Below are 15,767 nucleotides of genomic sequence, written 5' to 3'. Positions count from 1 at the left end.
GCGCCTCGCCGGGCGTCCCACGGAAGAGCTGAAACCGAATTCGAGCAGATAGCGAAGGTGTGAACATTGATTCGTCGACACTTCCGGCGTAGTGGTCTGAGAGCTGCTGCCGTGCTCGCGGCCACCGGAGTCCTCACAGGCGTCGTGGCCGGAGTCGGCGCAACGTCCGCCTCGGCGGACGATCCGGTCATCGCCTCGAAGTCGCTGTTGGCCGACCCGCAGTCGCCCGACGGATCGCGGATCGAGAAGGCCACCTACAAGGACGACCGCAGCATCCGGCTGTACGTCCACTCGGCGGCGATGAATCGCACCTTCCCGGTCGACGTGCAGCGCCCCGCCGACGCCTCGGTGCCGCGCCCGACCCTGTATCTGCTCAACGGCGCGGGCGGCGGCGAGGACGACGCGTCGTGGCAGAAGAAGACCGATATCGTCAACGGTTTCCTGGCCGACAAGAACGTCAACGTCGTGCAGCCCATCGGCGGTAAGTGGAGCTACTACACCGACTGGCTGAAGGACGACCCGAGCCTGGGCCGCAACAAGTGGAAGACCTTCTTCACCGAGGAACTGCCCCCGCTGATCGACGGCGCGCTGGGCACCAACGGCGTCAATGCCATTGCGGGCCTGTCGACTTCGGGCACATCGGTGCTGAACCTGGCGATCGCCAAGCCGGGCCTGTACAAGTCGGTGGCCGCCTACTCCGGCTGCGCGGAGACAAGCACACAGGTCGGCCGCGAAGCGGTGAAGCTCACCGTCAACACCTGGGGCGGCGGCGACGTGCGCAACATGTACGGCGAGGACGACAACCCGGCCTGGCAGGACAACGACCCGCTGCTGCACGCCGATCAGCTGCGCGGCGCGAACCTGTACATCTCCTCGGGTAACGGCCTGCCCGGCCAGTGGGACACCCTCAACGGCCCCTACGCCCTCCCCGGCGCCTACGGTCTGGGCAACCAGCTCGTCGTCGGCGGCGTGATCGAGGCCGCGACCAACTACTGCAGCCACGACCTGCAGACGAAGCTGGACTCGCTGAACATTCCGGCGACCTACAACTTCCGCAGCTCGGGCACCCACTCGTGGGGCTACTGGCACGACGACTTCCTCGACTCGTGGCCGGTGCTGGCCCGCGGTCTGGGCATCTGAGCGCCTCACCCGAACCACCGAATCCGCCTCGATCGCCCTCGCGATCGGGGCGGATTCGCTCTTTTTCGGGGCCTGGCTCATTAAAAAGTTCGGTTGCCCGTAAACTATTTTTCATGGATACGATCACCGTCGAATCCGGGCCGGCCGGCCGGAATCGGCTGCGTTCGCTCGTGGTCCTGCTGGGCCCGGCGTTCGTGGCGGCGATCGCCTACGTCGACCCCGGCAATGTGGCCTCCAATATCAGCGCCGGCGCGCAGTACGGCTATCTGCTGGTGTGGGTGGTCGTCATGGCGAATGTGATGGCCGCGCTGGTGCAGTATCTGTCGGCGAAACTGGGCGTGGTGACCGGCCGCTCACTACCGCAGATCGTGCGCGAACGAGCCGGGCGCCCGGTCCGGCTGGCCTACTGGGGACAGGCCGAATTGGCCGCGATGGCAACCGATCTCGCCGAAGTCGTCGGCGGCGCCATCGCCTTGAACCTGCTGTTCGGACTGCCGCTGCTGCTCGGCGGCGTGATCACCGGCGTGGTGTCGATGGCCTTGCTGGCCGTGCAGAACCGCCGCGGACAGCAGCCGTTCGAGCGCGTGATCATCGGCCTGCTGGCGGTGATCGCGATCGGCTTCCTGGCCGGTGTGGTGATCTCGCCGCCCGCACCGTCCGGCGTGGTGGGCGGGCTGGTGCCGCGATTCGACGGTGCGCAGAGCGTGCTGCTCGCCGCCGCGATGATCGGCGCCACGGTGATGCCGCACGCGATCTATCTGCACTCCGGCCTGACCCGCGACCGGCACGGCCGCACCGAGCCGGGCCCGCGCCGCAGCCGCCTGCTGCGCGCGACCCGCATGGACGTCGGGCTCGCGATGATCATCGCCGGTGCGGTCAATCTGGCGATGCTGCTGATGGCCGCCGCCACGCTCGGCGGCCGCGATATCGACTCGATCGAATCCGCGCACGCCGCGGTCCGCGAGGTTCTCGGTTCCTGGGCGGCCCTGCTGCTGGCCGTGGCCCTGCTGGCCTCCGGCCTGGCGTCCACCTCGGTGGGCGCCTACGCCGGCGCGATGATCATGGACGGGCTGCTGCGCCGCAAGGTCCCACTGCTGTTCCGCCGCGTGGTCACCCTGATTCCCGCTCTGCTGATCCTCGCCGCCGGCGTGGACCCCACCCGCGCCCTGATCGTCTCGCAGGTGGTGCTGTCCTTCGGCATCCCGTTCGCGCTGATCCCGCTGGTGCGGTTCACGAGTGATCGCGTTCTGATGGGTGCCGACGCCAATCATCGGGCGACCACCGCGGCCGCGTGGCTGATCGCCGCGGTGATCAGCGCGTTGAACCTGCTGCTGATCTATCTGACCGTGGCCGGTGGATAGCGGCCGTCACGCCGTCGTCCGTCGATAATGCTCCGCGATCTCGTCGCTCGTGGTCACCCAGACCCCCGGATGGTTCACCACGTAGTCGAGCGCCTCGTCCAGATAGCGGTGCCGGAACGCCTGCCCGGTGACGAACGGGTGCAGCGCCAGCGCCAGTACGCGGCCGCTGTCGGCGGAATCGGCGTAGAGCTGGTCGAGCTGGTCGCGGACCATGCGGACGAAGTCGGGGCCGGTGAGGCCCTTGCTGACGAAGATGCCGATGTCGTTCAGTTCCACCGAATACGGAACACTCAGCAGCCCGGGCACATTCAGCCGATAGGGCTGATCGTCGTTGGTCCAGTCGAGGACGTACTCGAGTCCCAGTTCGGCCAGCAGCTGCGGCGTGTGGAAGGTTTCGGTGAGGCCCGGCCCCATCCAGCCCCGGGGCCGGCGGCCGGTGGTCTTCTCGATGGTGGTGACGATATCGGTCAGCACCCGGCGTTCGTCGTCCAGTGACAGTCCGGTGTGCAGATGGCTGTTGCTGCTGCCGTGCGCGAGCCAATCCCAGCCGCGCTCCTTGCCGGCCGCGATGATCTGCGGATACCGTTCGCCCACATCGGAATTCAACAGGGCGCTGGCCCGGATTCCGTACTTGTCGAGCAACTGGATCTGGCGCCAGATGCCCACCCGCGGGCCGTAGTCGCGCCAGCCGTAGTTCAGGGCGTCCGGCGTCAGCGCGGTGGTGCCCTCGTAGGTCGCGGTGCCCGGCAGGTCGACGTAGAAATGTTCGATATTGAGGCCGACGTAGAACGCGACTCGTTTACCCTCGGGCCAGTGGATCGGCTCGCGCTCGGTGATGGGGGAGTAGTCGTACAGTGTGATGTCCGTGCTCATGCCGGTATCGTCAAACCTTGCCATACATGTGAAGGTCAATCGAAAGCCGTTGTGAGGTAGGGCATATGCGAATCGGCGAGTTGGCGGAGCGGACCGATACGTCCCGGCGGCTGTTGCGGTACTACGAGGAGCAGGGCCTGATCCGGGTGCGCCGCTGCGCCAACGGTTACCGCGACTACGACGAGCGTCTGGTCGATCAGATCCTGCACATCCGCGGTCTCCTGGACGCGGGCCTGCCCACCCGGATCATCAAGCAGATCCTGCCCTGCCTCGACGACCCGCGCGACATCCATTTCGCCGACGCCACACCGGAGATCATCGCCACCCTCGAACATCAGCGTGACCGCCTGACCCAGCGCATCGACCTGCTCACCCGCAACCGCGACGCCATGACCGCCTACATCGGCGAACTCCGCGGCTGCGCCCGCCCGGCCTCGGTGGGTCAAGACGGTGTGGTAAGGGTCGGTGCGCCCGGTAAGTAGCCGCTGGGCAGTCGCCCGGTGGTACCAAACTGGTACTATCGCTCTGTGGCGATCAACGTACGGTTCACCGATGACAATGAGGCGGCAGTCAAGAGACAAGCCGAGGCAGAGGGCATCAGCATCAATACGATGATCAACAAGGCTGTGGCCGAATATGTGGCGCGCCACGACCATCGCGATCGGGCACGTGAAATCCTGGACGTCGAAATGGGCCGCTGGGCAGAACTTCTGGATCGGCTGAAGTGACCGATCTTCCCGAGGATTCCGTAGTCTACGTGGATCTGGAGGACGTCCTCATGATCGCGGATCGGGTGACAGGCGATGTCCGGACGATGGTGCGGGATATCGGCCTACTGCAGTCGGCGGTGTACCGCCCGCAAACTCGCGCATTCGGGGTGGTGGTCTACCCAGGCGTGTTCGAGAAGGCGGCCGCACTGCTCCAGTCGTTGTCACGGAATCATCCGTTCATCGACGGCAACAAGCCGACAGCCTGGTTGGCGTGCATGATGTTTCTCGCGTTCAACGGCGTACAACTTCGAGTCGACACGGACTACTGCGAAAACTTGGTCGTGGACGTCGCCACCGGTGCGGTCGTCGAGATCCCGGCCATCGCCAAGGCTCTGGAATACCTCGCTGTCCGCTGATCGCCGTCGGGCGGCGGTTTACGCTCCCGTCTCCGCGGCGCGGCGGTAGCCGCGTACGGCCGGGTAGCCGAAGACGACGATCATGCCGAGGACCCAGGCGACCGTCTTCCACAGGGGTTCGGCGACCGGGCCGTCCCAGCAGAGGCCGCGCATGGCGTCGATGGCGGTGCTCATGGGCTGGTTCTCGACGATCGTCTGGAGCCAGGTGGGGTAGGCGAAGACCGGGACGAAGCCGGAGTTGAAGAACATCAGCAGGGTGTTGATGATGCTGATGATGTTGACCAGCATCACGCCCTCGGAGACGGTGGCCAGGGCGGTCACCATCACCGCGAAGCCCACGCCGAACAGCACCGGGATGCCGATCATGGCCACCGACGCCAGCGGGCCGTTCCAGAAGCGGAAGCCGATGCAGACGCCGACCGCGATCACGAACAGCGTGGTCACCAGGACGCGCAGCGCCTCGGCCAGCAGCCGCCCGGTGAGCCCCGCGGCCCGGTGGATCGGCATGGTCCAGAAGCGGCCGAGCAGGCCGGTGTACTTCTCGGTTTTGAAGCCCAGTGCGCTGACCACCGCTCCGGACATGGCCGCCACCAGCGTGATCAGCGGGACCGTGCCGTAGACGCTGGGCATGCCGGTGGCCGCGGTGATCGAATCGCCGAGCACGATCCGGAACATCAGCAGGGTCAGGGCCGGGTAGATCAGCGTCTGGATGGTGGTCGCGGGGTCGCGCGCCCACACCATCAGCAACCGCTTGCACTGGATCAGGCTGTGCCGCGCCCAGGTCGCGACGGACCGCTCCGAGCGCGGCGCGACCGTCGGCAGTGGCGTCTGCCAGCCGGGGGTTTCCGGGGCGGTCTCGGTCGTTTCGATGGTCAGACTGCTCACGATCGCCTCACGCTCGCCCACACCGCCAGCGGTACGAACGCCGCCGTCAGACTGATCAACCACACCAGCGGCACCCACAGCACATGCCAGCTCACCCCGCCCGCGGCCATATCCCGCAGCGCGAAGGAGAACTGCGAGACCGGCTGATTACGCGCGAACGGCCGAATCCACGCCGGGAATCCGGATTCCGGCACGAAGCCGCACGACAGCATGCCGAGGATCAGCGTCGGCAGCGTCAGTGCCTGACTCAGCGCCTCCGGACTCTTGGTGAAACTGCCCAGCGCGTCCGCGCCGACGGCCAGCACGGTTCCGACGGCCAGCGAGAACGCGCAGAACAGTACGGCCTGGCCGAGACCGGCGGTGAACCGGAAACCGATCATGTAGCCGAAGATCAACGCCGCGATCAGTGAGGTCACCGAGCGCACCAGACCCGCGCAGATGCGCGAGGTCAGCGGGACCATCGGCCCGATCGGCATGGTCTGCATCCGGGTGTGCAGACCGGTCATCGATTCGAAGGCGGCGATCTGCGCATTCGACATCATGGTGAACGACATGGTCTGCAGCACGATGATCGGCATCACGAACTGCGCGTAGTCGATGCCGCGGAACTGCATCACATAACGCAGCGGCAGATAGAAGCCGAGGGTGAACACCAGCGGCGTGATCACCGCGACGACCAGTTCCCCCTTGGTCGCCATCGTGCGCACGATCCGCCCGGTCAGCGCCCGCCACTGGGCGAAGCTGGAGATCCGCGCCTCGGGCATCTGGGCGAAGAGGCGGGTCTCGGCGGCCACCGGCGCGCTCACTGAACTCCGCCGGAATGACCGGTGATGGACAGGAAGACGTCGTCGAGCGAGGGCCGCCGCAGCGCGATATCGGCCAGTTCCAGGCCCGCGGCGTCGAGACGGCGCACCGCCTCGGCCAGGGTGCTCGCCCCGTCCGGAGCGGGAATGGAGATCCGGTCACCGGCGAATTCGTGCCGCAGGGCCTCGGGCACCAGCTCGCCGAGCGCGGTCACCGCCTTGCGCAGTTGCGTCGGGTCCAGCGGGACCACCTCGCAGTAACTGCCGCCGGTCTTCTCCTTGAGTTCGTCGGCGGTGCCCTCGGCGATCACCGTGCCCTTGTCGATGACGATGATGTTGTCGCTGAGAACGTCGGCCTCTTCCAGATACTGCGTGGTCAGCAGTACCGTGATGCCCTGCTCCTTGAGCGCGTTGACCAGATCCCACACGCCCTGGCGGCTGCGCGGGTCGAGGCCGGTGGTCGGCTCGTCGAGGAAGACCACCTCCGGCCGCACCACCAATCCGCAGGCGATGTCGACGCGGCGGCGCATACCGCCGGAGTAGTGCCGCACCGCGCGCTTACCGGCGCCGACCAGGTCGAATTCCTCGAGCAGAGTGTCGGCGCGGCGACGCGCGTCCTTCTTGGGCAGGCCCATCAGCCGCCCGAACAGTTCCAGGTTCTCGCGGCCGGAGAGATTCTCGTCCAGCGCGGCGTACTGCCCGGTCATCATGATCGAGCGGCGTACCCCGGCCGCATCGGCGACCACGTCGTGCCCGGCCACCGAGGCGCTGCCCGAATCGGGGCGCAACAGGGTGGACAGGATCTTGACGGTGGTGGTCTTGCCGGCGCCGTTGGGGCCGAGGATGCCCAGTACCGAGGCGCGCGCGGCGGTGAAGCTGATGCCCTGCAGCGCCTGGACCTCGCCGAAGGATTTGCGCACATCGTCGACCACGACGGCCGGATCGGTGCCCGATGCGGTCACAGCGGTATCGGCACCGGTGGTGATGTCGGTGCTCACCCGAGACGCTGCCGCGTCGGTGCCCACCCGAGACGCTGCCGCGTCGGTGCTCACCCGAGACGCTGCCGCGTCGCCGCCCGAATCCTCACGCGGTGTGTGCGATTCTGCGTTGTCCAAACTCGGCATCAACTCTCCACTATCGGCCGGGCCGCGACCGGATTGTCCGGAACGCTGATCTTTGTCCCGGTTGATGGATACCTTCCACCGGGCGCGATGTTACTTCGTCCGGCCGCGCGGCCGTCGGTGCCGCGGGCTCGGGGCGTCGACCGGGCTCCCGGCGTTTTCCGCCGCGGTAGTTTTCTACCGCGATCTGAAACATGGCGTTGTCGAAACGTGTCGGCGGGTTCAATCTGTGGCGTTGCTCACACTTCCGGCGGCGAATCGTCCTCGATCACCATTGTCGCTGGTCCGGACGCGGACCGTGCGGTTCGTAGGATGTTCACGGTTGTTGTCGCTCGCCCGGACCGCGCCCTAGTCTGACGATCAGGGGAGCGGTATCGATTCCCGCACCCGCCCGCGGCATCGTCGCCCGCCCGCTGCTGGTGCACACGTCGAACGAATGCCGAGGTCTCCGCCGGCGAGAGGGTGGCCAATGGCCGAGATGCTGAAGTCCCACGATCCACGCACCGGCGAGCTCATCGGCGAATATCCGATCATGGACGCGGCCGCGGTCACCGAGATCGTGCGTGCCGCTCGATCGGCCGAGACCTGGTGGGCGGCAATCGGATTCGCCGGGCGCAAGCGCTGGCTGCTGGAATGGAAGCGCAGTATCGCCCGCAACGCCGGCGAACTGGCCGAACTGATCTGCACCGAATCGGGTAAGCCGCGCGTCGACGCCGCGATCGAGATCATGCTCGCCGTGGAACATCTGAACTGGGCCGCGCGCAACGCCGAAAAACTCTTGGGGCGAAGCAAACTCGCCTCGACCTGGCTCACCCGCAATCAGCGGGCCTCGGTGGGTTATCTGCCGCTGGGTGTCGTCGGGGTGCTCGGCTCGCCGAACAATCCGGTCTTCACCCCGATGGGCTCGATCGCGTATGCGATGGCCGCCGGCAACGCCGTGGTGTTCAAGCCCAGCGAGCTCACTCCGGGTGTCGGTATCTGGCTGGCCGACAGCTGGGCGGCACTGGCACCGAACAAGCCTGTCCTGCAGGCGATCACCGGAACCAGCGCGACCAGCGCCGAGCTGTGCCGCGCCCGGGTCGACAAGATCGCCTACGCCGGCTCCGAGGCCGGTGCGCGCGAGGTGATCGAACTGTGCGCGCCCACGCTGACGCCCGTCGTGGTCGAGAAGGCCGGCAAAGGCACGATGATCGTGCACGTCGACGCGAAACTCGACACCGCGGCCGAGGCGGCGGTGTTCGGCGCCATGTCCAACGCGGGGCAGAGCCCGGCCGGTATCCAGCGGGCCTACGTCGCGGACTCGGTCTACGAACCGTTCCTGGAAAGGGTCGTCGCCCAGGCGCGTTCGCTGCGTCCCGGTGGCGATCGCAAGGCCTCCTATGGCCCGATGATCATGGATGCCCAGGTCGACGTGGTCCGCCGGCAGGTCAAGGATGCGATCGCGCGCGGCGGCCGGGCCGTGGTGGGCGGCCTGGAATCGATCCGCGAACCGTATATCGAGCCGATCGTGCTGACCGATGTGCCCGAGGACAGCCAGGCGATCACCGCGGAGGCGGTCGGGCCGGTGCTGATCGTGAATCGGGTGGCGAATATCGACGAGGCGATCGACCGCATCAATGCCGCCGATCAAGGCCTGGCGGTCTCGGTGTTCACCCGCGACGTGCGGGGTGTCGCCGACTTCGCCGAACGCATCAGAACCGGTGTGGTGACCGTGAATTCGACCATGGCCTACGCCGCCAACCCGGCCCTGCCCTTCGGCGGGGTCGGCGAGTACGGGCAGGGGCATACGCACGGCGAGGCCGGATTGCGCGAATTCAGCCGCACCCTGGCGATCGCGGAGAAGCGCTATCGGGCCCCGGTGGATCTGTCGAGTTTCGACCGGCACCCGCGCCATCTGCGGTTGACGCGGGCGATCTTCCGGATGCGCCACGGCCGGTTCTAGCCGCGGCCGGCTCCGGCCGCACGAGCGCGCCCGCTACGCCTCGAGCTGTTCGCCCTGCGCCGCCTCCGGCGCTGAATTCCAGCCCAGCAGAACCGCTTCCATCAACGCGCACACCCGGGCGACATGTTCCGGCCGATTCTCGAAGCGCACGCGCCGCCCGACGTCGACGACCTGCGCGATGGCCGCATGGACGCGGCAGCGTGCCTCGGCCGGCTCGTCGTCGAGCAGATGCGCCCATTCGAGCACGTTCTGCCGCTGCACCGAACGCAGCTTCTGCTGTTCGGCCGCAGGAAGATTCGAGAATTCGGCGAAGTAGACCGGCAGGATCTCCGGTGTCGAGAAGGTCAGCCGCGCGAACCGCGCCGCGATGCGCAGCGCGGCGTCGGAGCGGCTGGTCGCTTCCGCCAGTGCCTCGGAATTCGCGATCGCGACGCGTTCCCCGGTGCGGTGGAACGCGGCGGCCAGTAGATCGGATTTACTCGCGAAGTAGCGGTACACGCTGGACGCGTTGATACCGACCGCCGCGCCGATCTCCTCGATACTGGCCTCGTGATAGCCCTGGCGGCCGAAGATGCGGATCGCCTCGGTGAGCAGCTGTTCGCGTTTGGAACTCAGCGGCAGCCCGCGCACCGGCGCCCCGGTGGCCGCCGGGTCGGGCAGCGGCGGCAGCTCGGTGTGCAGGAGCGACCAGCACATATCGAGCATCAGATCGGTCAGCCGCGCGTTGGACAGGGCGGTGCGGTGCGCGGTGATGCTGCCGATCACGCCCAGCATGCCGGTCGCGATCAGTTCCACGTCGGCGGGCGGCGCCTCCGGCCGCAGCGCGGCGACCGCGGATTCGATCAGATCCTGCAGTTCGTCGTAGATCACCCGGATGCGCGTGCGGTCCTCGCGCTCGAGGTAGCGGCGCTCCCAGCGGTACAACCCGCCCTCGCGGCGCACATCGATGGTGTGCTCGGCCAACGCACGGATCAGCGCGGTGAGTCGCGATTTCGGATCGAGTCCGGGTTCGTCGGCCGCCTTGGCGGCATCGAGCAGTTGCTGGGCGCCGGCCTCGGCGGCGGCCACCAGCAGTGCGTACTTGTTGGCGAAGTGGCGGTACAGCGCCGGTCCCGAGATGCCCACCTCGGCGGCGATCTCGTCCACGCCGACCGGGTGATAGCCGCGTTCACTGAAGGCGCGGGCGGCGACCCGCACGATCTGTGCCTTGCGATTCTTCGGCCGACGCCGGGTCGTCGTGGTGGTACCCGGTCGCGCGGATGCGAGCCCGGCCTCGCTGCGATCCGCGACCATACACCTCTCCTTCTGCGTTTCGGCTCGTCGACGGCGCCGATTGGTTGACAGCGCCGGACAAGTCAACATAAGTTAACCACAATTCGCAAAGTTAACCATCATTCTCGCCTCGTCGCCACCGGCGGCGGCCCACCTGGGAGTAACCATGAGCGATCACGACCACACCCCCGGCCTCACCATCGTGCGGGACGATCGCGTTTTGCGGGTGACCATCGACAATCCCGGGCGCAAGAACGCCCTCAGCTACGACGCGATGATCGCCCTCGGTGACACGCTCGGGAATGTGGCCCAGGATCCGTCGATTCGCGTCGTCGTGCTGACCGGGGCTGGCGGTGATTTCTGCACCGGCGCCGATCTGGCCGCCGCGGCCGCCGAGAAGGAGCGGGGCATCACCCCCGAGATGACCATGGACGGCGCGAACCGGATGATCCGTTCGATCATCGACGCGCCGGTGCCGGTGATCGCGCGGGTGCGCGGCGCCGCCGCGGGAATCGGTGTGGCGCTGGCACTTTCCGCCGATTTCACCTACGCGAGCGAGGAGGCCTATCTGCTGCAGGCCTTCATCAACATCGGCCTGATGCCCGACGGTGGCGCCGCCGCACTGGTGGCCGCCGCGTCCGGGCGGGCGCTGGCCGCGGAACTGGCACTGCTCGGGGAGCGGCTGCCTGTCACCGAGGCCTATCGGCGCGGCCTGCTGGCCGGCGTCCTGCCCGTCGACGAGCTCGATGCGAAGGTCGAGGCGGTCGCCGCCAAACTCGCCCACGGCCCGCGCCGCGCCCTCGAACTCACCAAACGCACCCTCAACCGGGCCGCCCTCGCGTCGTTGGACGAGGCGCTCGCCGCCGAGAAGGCCGGACAGGCGGAGTTGCTGCGCGGACCCGATTTCGCCGAGGGCGCCGCCGCGATGCTGGGCAAACGCAAAGCGGTATTCGCGCACTAGGACGCCCCGGTCGCTAGCCGCCCGCGCTCCCGTCTTCCGGGAGTGCGGCATCCAGCACCGGATCCGAGGTCGCCGTCGGATACTCGTAGCCCACCCAGCGGTTGCGATTCGCCCAGCCGACCAGATCGAATCGCCAGCGGAACGGCCAGGTTCGCGACACCGTCATGAACAGCACCGCCCCGAGGGCCGCGTAGTCGTCGTGCGCCGACAGCAGCGCCCGCTGCTGGCGCGGAGAGGCGGTGAAGAAGGCCTCGAACATCGAGATCGACTGCGCGGTCGTCAGCCGCCCCAAGCCGTAGAGGCCGCGCATCCGCATCCAATACACCAGCCGCGCCTGCCACGGCCACAGCGCCGCGACCGGATCGGCGCCCGTGCGCACCGCGTCGACCAGCGTGTCGACCAGCGCGAACGAATCGGCGACGCTGTAGCCGGTGCACGGATGCATCATGCCGCCGCGGGAGCCGAACGGCACCGGATCGTCGCCGCGCAGCGACCGGCGCATCGGCGGGGGCGGCTGATCCAGCGGATAGTGCGCGGCCTCGGACGGTTCGTCACCGCGCAGCAGGACGCCGTGCGCGGCGAGCCGATGCAGGGTGCGCCGGCGCAGTTCGTGCTGCGGCATGCCGCCGCGCAGGCCGAGACTGGTCTCCTCGAAGATCACCGTGCCGTCGCCGAGCGGGACGGCGTACAGGAACGAGGGCGGCTCGTCCGGTCCGGCGCCGTTCTCGTCGCGCCAATCCAGCAGCAGCCCTTCGCCGTCGGCGATCATCGGTGCCGCCCGGTCGGCATCGACGAAGATGCCGTGCGCGCTGGCGGTGCGCCGCGACCCCGGCGAAGCCAGACCGCGGGTATCGACCACGGCGGCGGCGGTGACGGTGCCGCCGTCCTGCAATTCGACGCGATGAGCGTCGACAGAGGTAGCGCGGCCGGCCAGGACGGTGGCATCGTCTAGGGGGAGCGCGTCGCGTAGCCCGGGCTTGGAGAGTACGCAGTACGGCCTGTCGATTCGATGTGGCGTCTGCGTCCAGACGGTGGGCGCCTCGATGCGCTGGGCGATCGCGCTGTGCGGCAGCCACGCGGGAAGTTCGTCGACCCAGCAGGAGAAGGTCGGCGGCCACAGCCGCTCGGGCCGCGGATCCACCGCCACGACGTCGAGCCCCGCCCGCATCGCGCGGTGTGCGACGGCACGGCCGGTCGGCCCGAGCCCGACCACGCACAGATCGGCTCGACGGACATCCTGCGCACTCATGGCTGCATTCTCCCAGCCCGGCCCCGCATCGCCGCGCAGGCCGTGGACGTTACGCCCCGAAAATTCGTGGCGTAGCAATTCGCGTCGTGAAATGCGTTGGGGCAGTTCATAACCTGAGACCACGGGCGCCGTCGGGGGGTGCTCGCGAACTGCTGGTGGCCAGGGAGAACGAGATGCGAAGATATCGATACGAGGGGCGAATTCCGCGGCGCAGATTCAGGCCGCGAATCGGTCCGGTCACCGCCGTGGTGCTCGCGGCGAGTGCGCTGATGATGTACCCCGCCACCGGTTTCGCCGATCCGGTGCCGTCGGGATCGGGGGGAGGGGAGTCGGCGATCGTCGGAGTGCGCACCGACGACGCGCGGCATCAGACGGTCACGGTCCATTCGGCGTCGATGGCCAAGGACATCGAGGTACAGGTCCAGCGCGCCGCCGATCAGGCCACACCGCGGCCGGTGCTGTATCTGCTGCTGGGCGCGGGCGGTGGCATCGACGGCGCCACCTGGGCGAGCCGCACCGATGCGTTGAATTTCCTGGCGGACAAGAACGTCAACGTCGTGACGCCGATCGGCGGTCAGTTCAGTTATTACACCGACTGGAAACGCGACGATCCCTTTCTCGGGCGCAACAAATGGCGCACGTTCCTGACCGAGGAACTGCCGCCCCTGCTCGACAAATTCCTGAATGCCAACGGTCGCAACGGTATAGCCGGATATTCGATGTCCGCGACCACGACATTGGCGCTGGCCGCCCTCACTCCCGGACTGTATTCCGCAGTCGGGTCCTACAGTGGCTGTGCGCAAACCAGCGATCCGATGGGACAGGAATTCGTGCGCCTCACGGTGAATACCTGGGGATGGTCGAATACCGACAACATGTGGGGCCCGACGGGTGATCCGGAATGGGCGCGCAACGACCCCTACGTGCACGCGGAAGGATTGCGCGGCAAGGCGATCTATATCGCCAACGGCACCGGACTGCCGGGCCCGTACGACACCTACGGCGGCAAGTACTCGCTGCCGGGAGCATGGGGTTTCTCGAATCAGATCGTGATCGGCGGCATCATCGAGGCGGCCACCAACCTCTGCGCGCACAACATGCAGACGCGATTGGATTCGCTCGGCATTCCGGCCACCTACAATTTCCGGCCCACGGGTACCCACACCTGGGGTTATTGGCAGGACGACCTCGAGCAGTCGTGGCCGGTTCTCGCCGGAGGCCTGGGATTGTGATCGATATCTCGAGTCGGAGCGGACGAGATGAAAATGCAGCATCATCGCTGATTATTCGTGACAACGGTCCGCGGTCCGGGTGCCGGGAAATATCGCGCACTTCCCCTACCATGGGCTGCCATGAGTAGGGTGCGGTTCTCGGCGACAGCCGTGTTCTTTTGCGCCTTGGTCGCCATAATTACGGGCCAGGCGCCCGTGGTCGGCGCATATCCGGTGGAAGTTCCGCCATTGCCCGGCGCGAACGATTTCAGCTGCCGGCCGACGCCGGACAAACCGTATCCCGTGGTGCTGGCGCACGGCGCCGCCACCGACGCGCAGCGCAGTTTCGGAGCATTGGCGCCCGCGCTGCGCCGCGCGGGATATTGCGTATTCGCGGCCGATATCGGCCGGGTTCCGTTCCCGGCGCCGGGCACGAGCGGTGCCGCCGATCGGGGGTGGCCCGGCCTGGGCCCGGTGGCGGCGGCCCTGCAGGGAAATGTGATCTACGGCGTCGCGGACATCGCGTCGCAGACGACGGAGCTCAGCACCTTCGTCTCGACGGTCCGCAACGCCACCGGCGCGGCGAAGGTGATCATGGTCGGCCATTCCACCGGCGGCACCGAGATCCGCGAGCTGGTGCGGCGCCGCCCCGACGTGGTGGCGAGTGTGGTCACCGTCGGGACGCCGTACCGGGGATCCACCTTCGAGGGCCTGCCCAGCATGTTCCCGTTCTACGGGGCCCTCGGGATGGACGGGCAGCAGACCGCGGCGCAGGTCTTCGGGCCCGCGGGGGCCGAACAGGTCCCGGGCGCCCCGACGCTGGCCGCGCTGAACGCCGGCGGCGAGACCGCGCCCGGCATCCGCTACACCGCGATCGCGAGCCGCACCGACGAGGTGATCACGCCTGCCGAGACCGCGCTGCTGGCCGCGCCCCGGCCGGGGGACCGTAATTCCTGGGTGCAGGACGGCTGCCCGAACCTCGCGGTCGGCCACGACGAGTTGCTGTCGGCCCCACGCGTGATCGCCGACGTCCTGGCCGCCGTCGAGGACGCGCCGCCGCCCCCGCCCTGCTGAGTCGCGGCGCCCCGGCGAGCCGAGCCGGATCGGCTACTTCGGCGTCACCCAGGTGGTGATGTCGGCGTGTACGACCTCGACGCCGTGTTTGTCGTAGATCGACACGGGGACAACCACTTCCGTGCCCTCGGTGAGGGCGTCGAAGTCCGGGATCCGGTCGAGTTTCGCGACTGCGCGCAGACCCGATTCGGCCTTGGCCAGATACTGCACGTTCATCGCCTTGGGGATCCAGCGGTGGGTGGTCGGCACCGTCGCCTCGCTCAGCATGCCCATCGCGACCTCGGCCAGATTGCAGGCCGCGATCGCGTGGAAGGTGCCCAGATGATTGTGGATCCCGAACCATTTCGGCGCGGTGACCTCGCACAATCCCGGCTCCAGCCGCACGACGTTCGGGACGACGGTGCCGAAGTAGGGGACGCGGGCGATCATGCCGACCGAGAACAGGGCATGTCCGAGCCGGTTGTCGGGCAGCTTCTTCCAGCCGCGATACGTGGCGGTCTCTGTGCTCATGGTCGGCATCTTACTCTTGAGTAAGTTCGACGCGCCGCGACCCGGTCCGGTACCGTCCGACCAGGACCGCGGCATGTCCGCCGGAGCGGACGACCCCCGATTTGGAGTGGGTGGGGGGCCTCGGGCATACTGTTCGGGTTGCCTGCAGCGGTGGTGTGCGTCCATCGCCGGTAGGTGAGCAGGACCCACTGAGTATCGGCGTCGAGTCCGGCGCGGGTACGTCCGGGACGAAGTTCCGA

At 67.8% G+C, this 15,767-nt stretch carries 16 protein-coding genes; 9 read left to right on the top strand and 7 right to left on the bottom strand.

The window, feature by feature from the left end; translation table 11 throughout:
• Nucleotides 1-111 precede the first annotated feature (111 nt).
• Nucleotides 112-1,140 (top strand): alpha/beta hydrolase, encoded by a 1,029-nt coding sequence (locus NK1_RS18985; RefSeq protein WP_063010377.1) that lies wholly within the window; start codon nucleotides 112-114, stop codon nucleotides 1,138-1,140.
• Nucleotides 1,141-1,253: 113 nt separating this feature from the next.
• Nucleotides 1,254-2,501, top strand: a complete 1,248-nt coding sequence (locus NK1_RS18980; protein WP_063010375.1) for an Nramp family divalent metal transporter — start codon at nucleotides 1,254-1,256, stop codon at nucleotides 2,499-2,501.
• A 6-nt stretch (nucleotides 2,502-2,507) separates the two neighbouring features.
• Here the strand turns inward: NK1_RS18980 and NK1_RS18975 are convergent, their stop codons facing one another.
• Nucleotides 2,508-3,374, bottom strand: coding sequence for a polysaccharide deacetylase family protein (locus tag NK1_RS18975; RefSeq protein WP_063010373.1), 867 nt, complete (start codon nucleotides 3,372-3,374; stop codon nucleotides 2,508-2,510).
• A gap of 65 nt (nucleotides 3,375-3,439) precedes the next feature.
• Between NK1_RS18975 and NK1_RS18970 the strand changes: the two genes are divergently transcribed.
• Genes NK1_RS18970 through NK1_RS18960 form a run of 3 tightly spaced genes read left to right on the top strand, consistent with a single transcriptional unit; the run spans nucleotide 3,440 to nucleotide 4,500 of the window.
• A complete protein-coding gene (locus NK1_RS18970) occupies nucleotides 3,440-3,856 on the top strand; it encodes a MerR family transcriptional regulator (RefSeq protein WP_063010371.1) in 417 nt (138 codons plus the stop codon).
• Nucleotides 3,857-3,901: 45 nt separating this feature from the next.
• Nucleotides 3,902-4,102 carry a hypothetical protein gene (locus tag NK1_RS18965; protein ID WP_063010369.1) on the top strand — a complete coding sequence of 67 codons (201 nt, stop codon included), beginning with the start codon at nucleotides 3,902-3,904 and terminating at the stop codon, nucleotides 4,100-4,102.
• Nucleotides 4,099-4,500: a type II toxin-antitoxin system death-on-curing family toxin gene (locus NK1_RS18960; protein ID WP_245660658.1), complete on the top strand. Its 402-nt coding sequence runs from the start codon at nucleotides 4,099-4,101 to the stop codon at nucleotides 4,498-4,500. The genes NK1_RS18965 and NK1_RS18960 overlap by 4 nt, the downstream gene beginning before the upstream one ends.
• An 18-nt stretch (nucleotides 4,501-4,518) precedes the next feature.
• On the opposite strand, the gene NK1_RS18955 is transcribed toward NK1_RS18960, so the two are convergent.
• The 3 genes from NK1_RS18955 to NK1_RS18945 are packed head-to-tail and all read right to left on the bottom strand — an operon-like array spanning nucleotide 4,519 to nucleotide 7,312.
• Entirely contained in the window at nucleotides 4,519-5,376 is an 858-nt protein-coding gene (locus tag NK1_RS18955; RefSeq protein WP_374726735.1) for an ABC transporter permease, read from the bottom strand.
• Between the two features lie 5 nt (nucleotides 5,377-5,381).
• Nucleotides 5,382-6,149, bottom strand: a complete 768-nt coding sequence (locus NK1_RS18950; RefSeq protein WP_063010404.1) for an ABC transporter permease — start codon at nucleotides 6,147-6,149, stop codon at nucleotides 5,382-5,384.
• 38 nt (nucleotides 6,150-6,187) lie between these two features.
• Entirely contained in the window at nucleotides 6,188-7,312 is a 1,125-nt protein-coding gene (locus tag NK1_RS18945; RefSeq protein WP_084461180.1) for an ATP-binding cassette domain-containing protein, read from the bottom strand.
• A 475-nt stretch (nucleotides 7,313-7,787) separates the two neighbouring features.
• Between NK1_RS18945 and NK1_RS18940 the strand changes: the two genes are divergently transcribed.
• Nucleotides 7,788-9,251 carry an aldehyde dehydrogenase family protein gene (locus NK1_RS18940; protein ID WP_084461188.1) on the top strand — a complete coding sequence of 488 codons (1,464 nt, stop codon included), beginning with the start codon at nucleotides 7,788-7,790 and terminating at the stop codon, nucleotides 9,249-9,251.
• A 33-nt stretch (nucleotides 9,252-9,284) separates the two neighbouring features.
• Here NK1_RS18940 and NK1_RS18935 read toward each other — a convergent pair whose 3' ends face one another.
• Nucleotides 9,285-10,544, bottom strand: coding sequence for a TetR/AcrR family transcriptional regulator (locus tag NK1_RS18935; RefSeq protein ID WP_063010365.1), 1,260 nt, complete (start codon nucleotides 10,542-10,544; stop codon nucleotides 9,285-9,287).
• Between the two features lie 145 nt (nucleotides 10,545-10,689).
• Here NK1_RS18935 and NK1_RS18930 point away from each other — a divergent pair, with 145 nt between their 5' ends.
• On the top strand, nucleotides 10,690-11,484 hold the full coding sequence (locus tag NK1_RS18930; protein ID WP_063010363.1) for an enoyl-CoA hydratase: 795 nt from the start codon (nucleotides 10,690-10,692) through the stop codon (nucleotides 11,482-11,484).
• A 13-nt stretch (nucleotides 11,485-11,497) separates the two neighbouring features.
• On the opposite strand, the gene NK1_RS18925 is transcribed toward NK1_RS18930, so the two are convergent.
• Nucleotides 11,498-12,733, bottom strand: coding sequence for a lycopene cyclase family protein (locus NK1_RS18925; RefSeq protein ID WP_063010361.1), 1,236 nt, complete (start codon nucleotides 12,731-12,733; stop codon nucleotides 11,498-11,500).
• A 173-nt stretch (nucleotides 12,734-12,906) separates the two neighbouring features.
• Here NK1_RS18925 and NK1_RS18920 point away from each other — a divergent pair, with 173 nt between their 5' ends.
• Nucleotides 12,907-13,965, top strand: coding sequence for an alpha/beta hydrolase (locus NK1_RS18920; RefSeq protein WP_063010359.1), 1,059 nt, complete (start codon nucleotides 12,907-12,909; stop codon nucleotides 13,963-13,965).
• A 120-nt stretch (nucleotides 13,966-14,085) separates the two neighbouring features.
• On the top strand, nucleotides 14,086-15,018 hold the full coding sequence (locus tag NK1_RS18915) for an esterase/lipase family protein (RefSeq protein ID WP_063010357.1): 933 nt from the start codon (nucleotides 14,086-14,088) through the stop codon (nucleotides 15,016-15,018).
• A 33-nt stretch (nucleotides 15,019-15,051) separates the two neighbouring features.
• Here NK1_RS18915 and NK1_RS18910 read toward each other — a convergent pair whose 3' ends face one another.
• On the bottom strand, nucleotides 15,052-15,528 hold the full coding sequence (locus NK1_RS18910) for a hotdog fold domain-containing protein (RefSeq protein WP_063010402.1): 477 nt from the start codon (nucleotides 15,526-15,528) through the stop codon (nucleotides 15,052-15,054).
• Nucleotides 15,529-15,767: the final 239 nt, after the last annotated feature.

Origin of the sequence: Nocardia kruczakiae NBRC 101016, assembly GCF_001612965.1 — a bacterium.
Taxonomy (GTDB): Bacteria; Actinomycetota; Actinomycetes; order Mycobacteriales; family Mycobacteriaceae; genus Nocardia; species Nocardia kruczakiae.
Note: the sequence above shows the minus strand (reverse complement) of the source record. Positions and strands in the feature narration are given on the sequence as shown.

Bases quoted from the DNA above. Each gene is read 5' to 3' on its own strand.
- NK1_RS18980 (WP_063010375.1), top strand. From the start codon at position 1,254: ATGGATACGATCACCGTCGAATCCGGGCCGGCCGGCCGGAATCGGCTG.
- NK1_RS18975 (WP_063010373.1), bottom strand. From the start codon at position 3,374: ATGAGCACGGACATCACACTGTACGACTACTCCCCCATCACCGAGCGC.
- NK1_RS18970 (WP_063010371.1), top strand. From the start codon at position 3,440: ATGCGAATCGGCGAGTTGGCGGAGCGGACCGATACGTCCCGGCGGCTG.
- NK1_RS18950 (WP_063010404.1), bottom strand. From the start codon at position 6,149: ATGCCCGAGGCGCGGATCTCCAGCTTCGCCCAGTGGCGGGCGCTGACC.
- NK1_RS18945 (WP_084461180.1), bottom strand. From the start codon at position 7,312: ATGCCGAGTTTGGACAACGCAGAATCGCACACACCGCGTGAGGATTCG.
- NK1_RS18940 (WP_084461188.1), top strand. From the start codon at position 7,788: ATGCTGAAGTCCCACGATCCACGCACCGGCGAGCTCATCGGCGAATAT.
- NK1_RS18935 (WP_063010365.1), bottom strand. From the start codon at position 10,544: ATGGTCGCGGATCGCAGCGAGGCCGGGCTCGCATCCGCGCGACCGGGT.
- NK1_RS18930 (WP_063010363.1), top strand. From the start codon at position 10,690: ATGAGCGATCACGACCACACCCCCGGCCTCACCATCGTGCGGGACGAT.
- NK1_RS18925 (WP_063010361.1), bottom strand. From the start codon at position 12,733: ATGAGTGCGCAGGATGTCCGTCGAGCCGATCTGTGCGTGGTCGGGCTC.
- NK1_RS18920 (WP_063010359.1), top strand. From the start codon at position 12,907: ATGCGAAGATATCGATACGAGGGGCGAATTCCGCGGCGCAGATTCAGG.
- NK1_RS18915 (WP_063010357.1), top strand. From the start codon at position 14,086: ATGAGTAGGGTGCGGTTCTCGGCGACAGCCGTGTTCTTTTGCGCCTTG.
- NK1_RS18910 (WP_063010402.1), bottom strand. From the start codon at position 15,528: ATGAGCACAGAGACCGCCACGTATCGCGGCTGGAAGAAGCTGCCCGAC.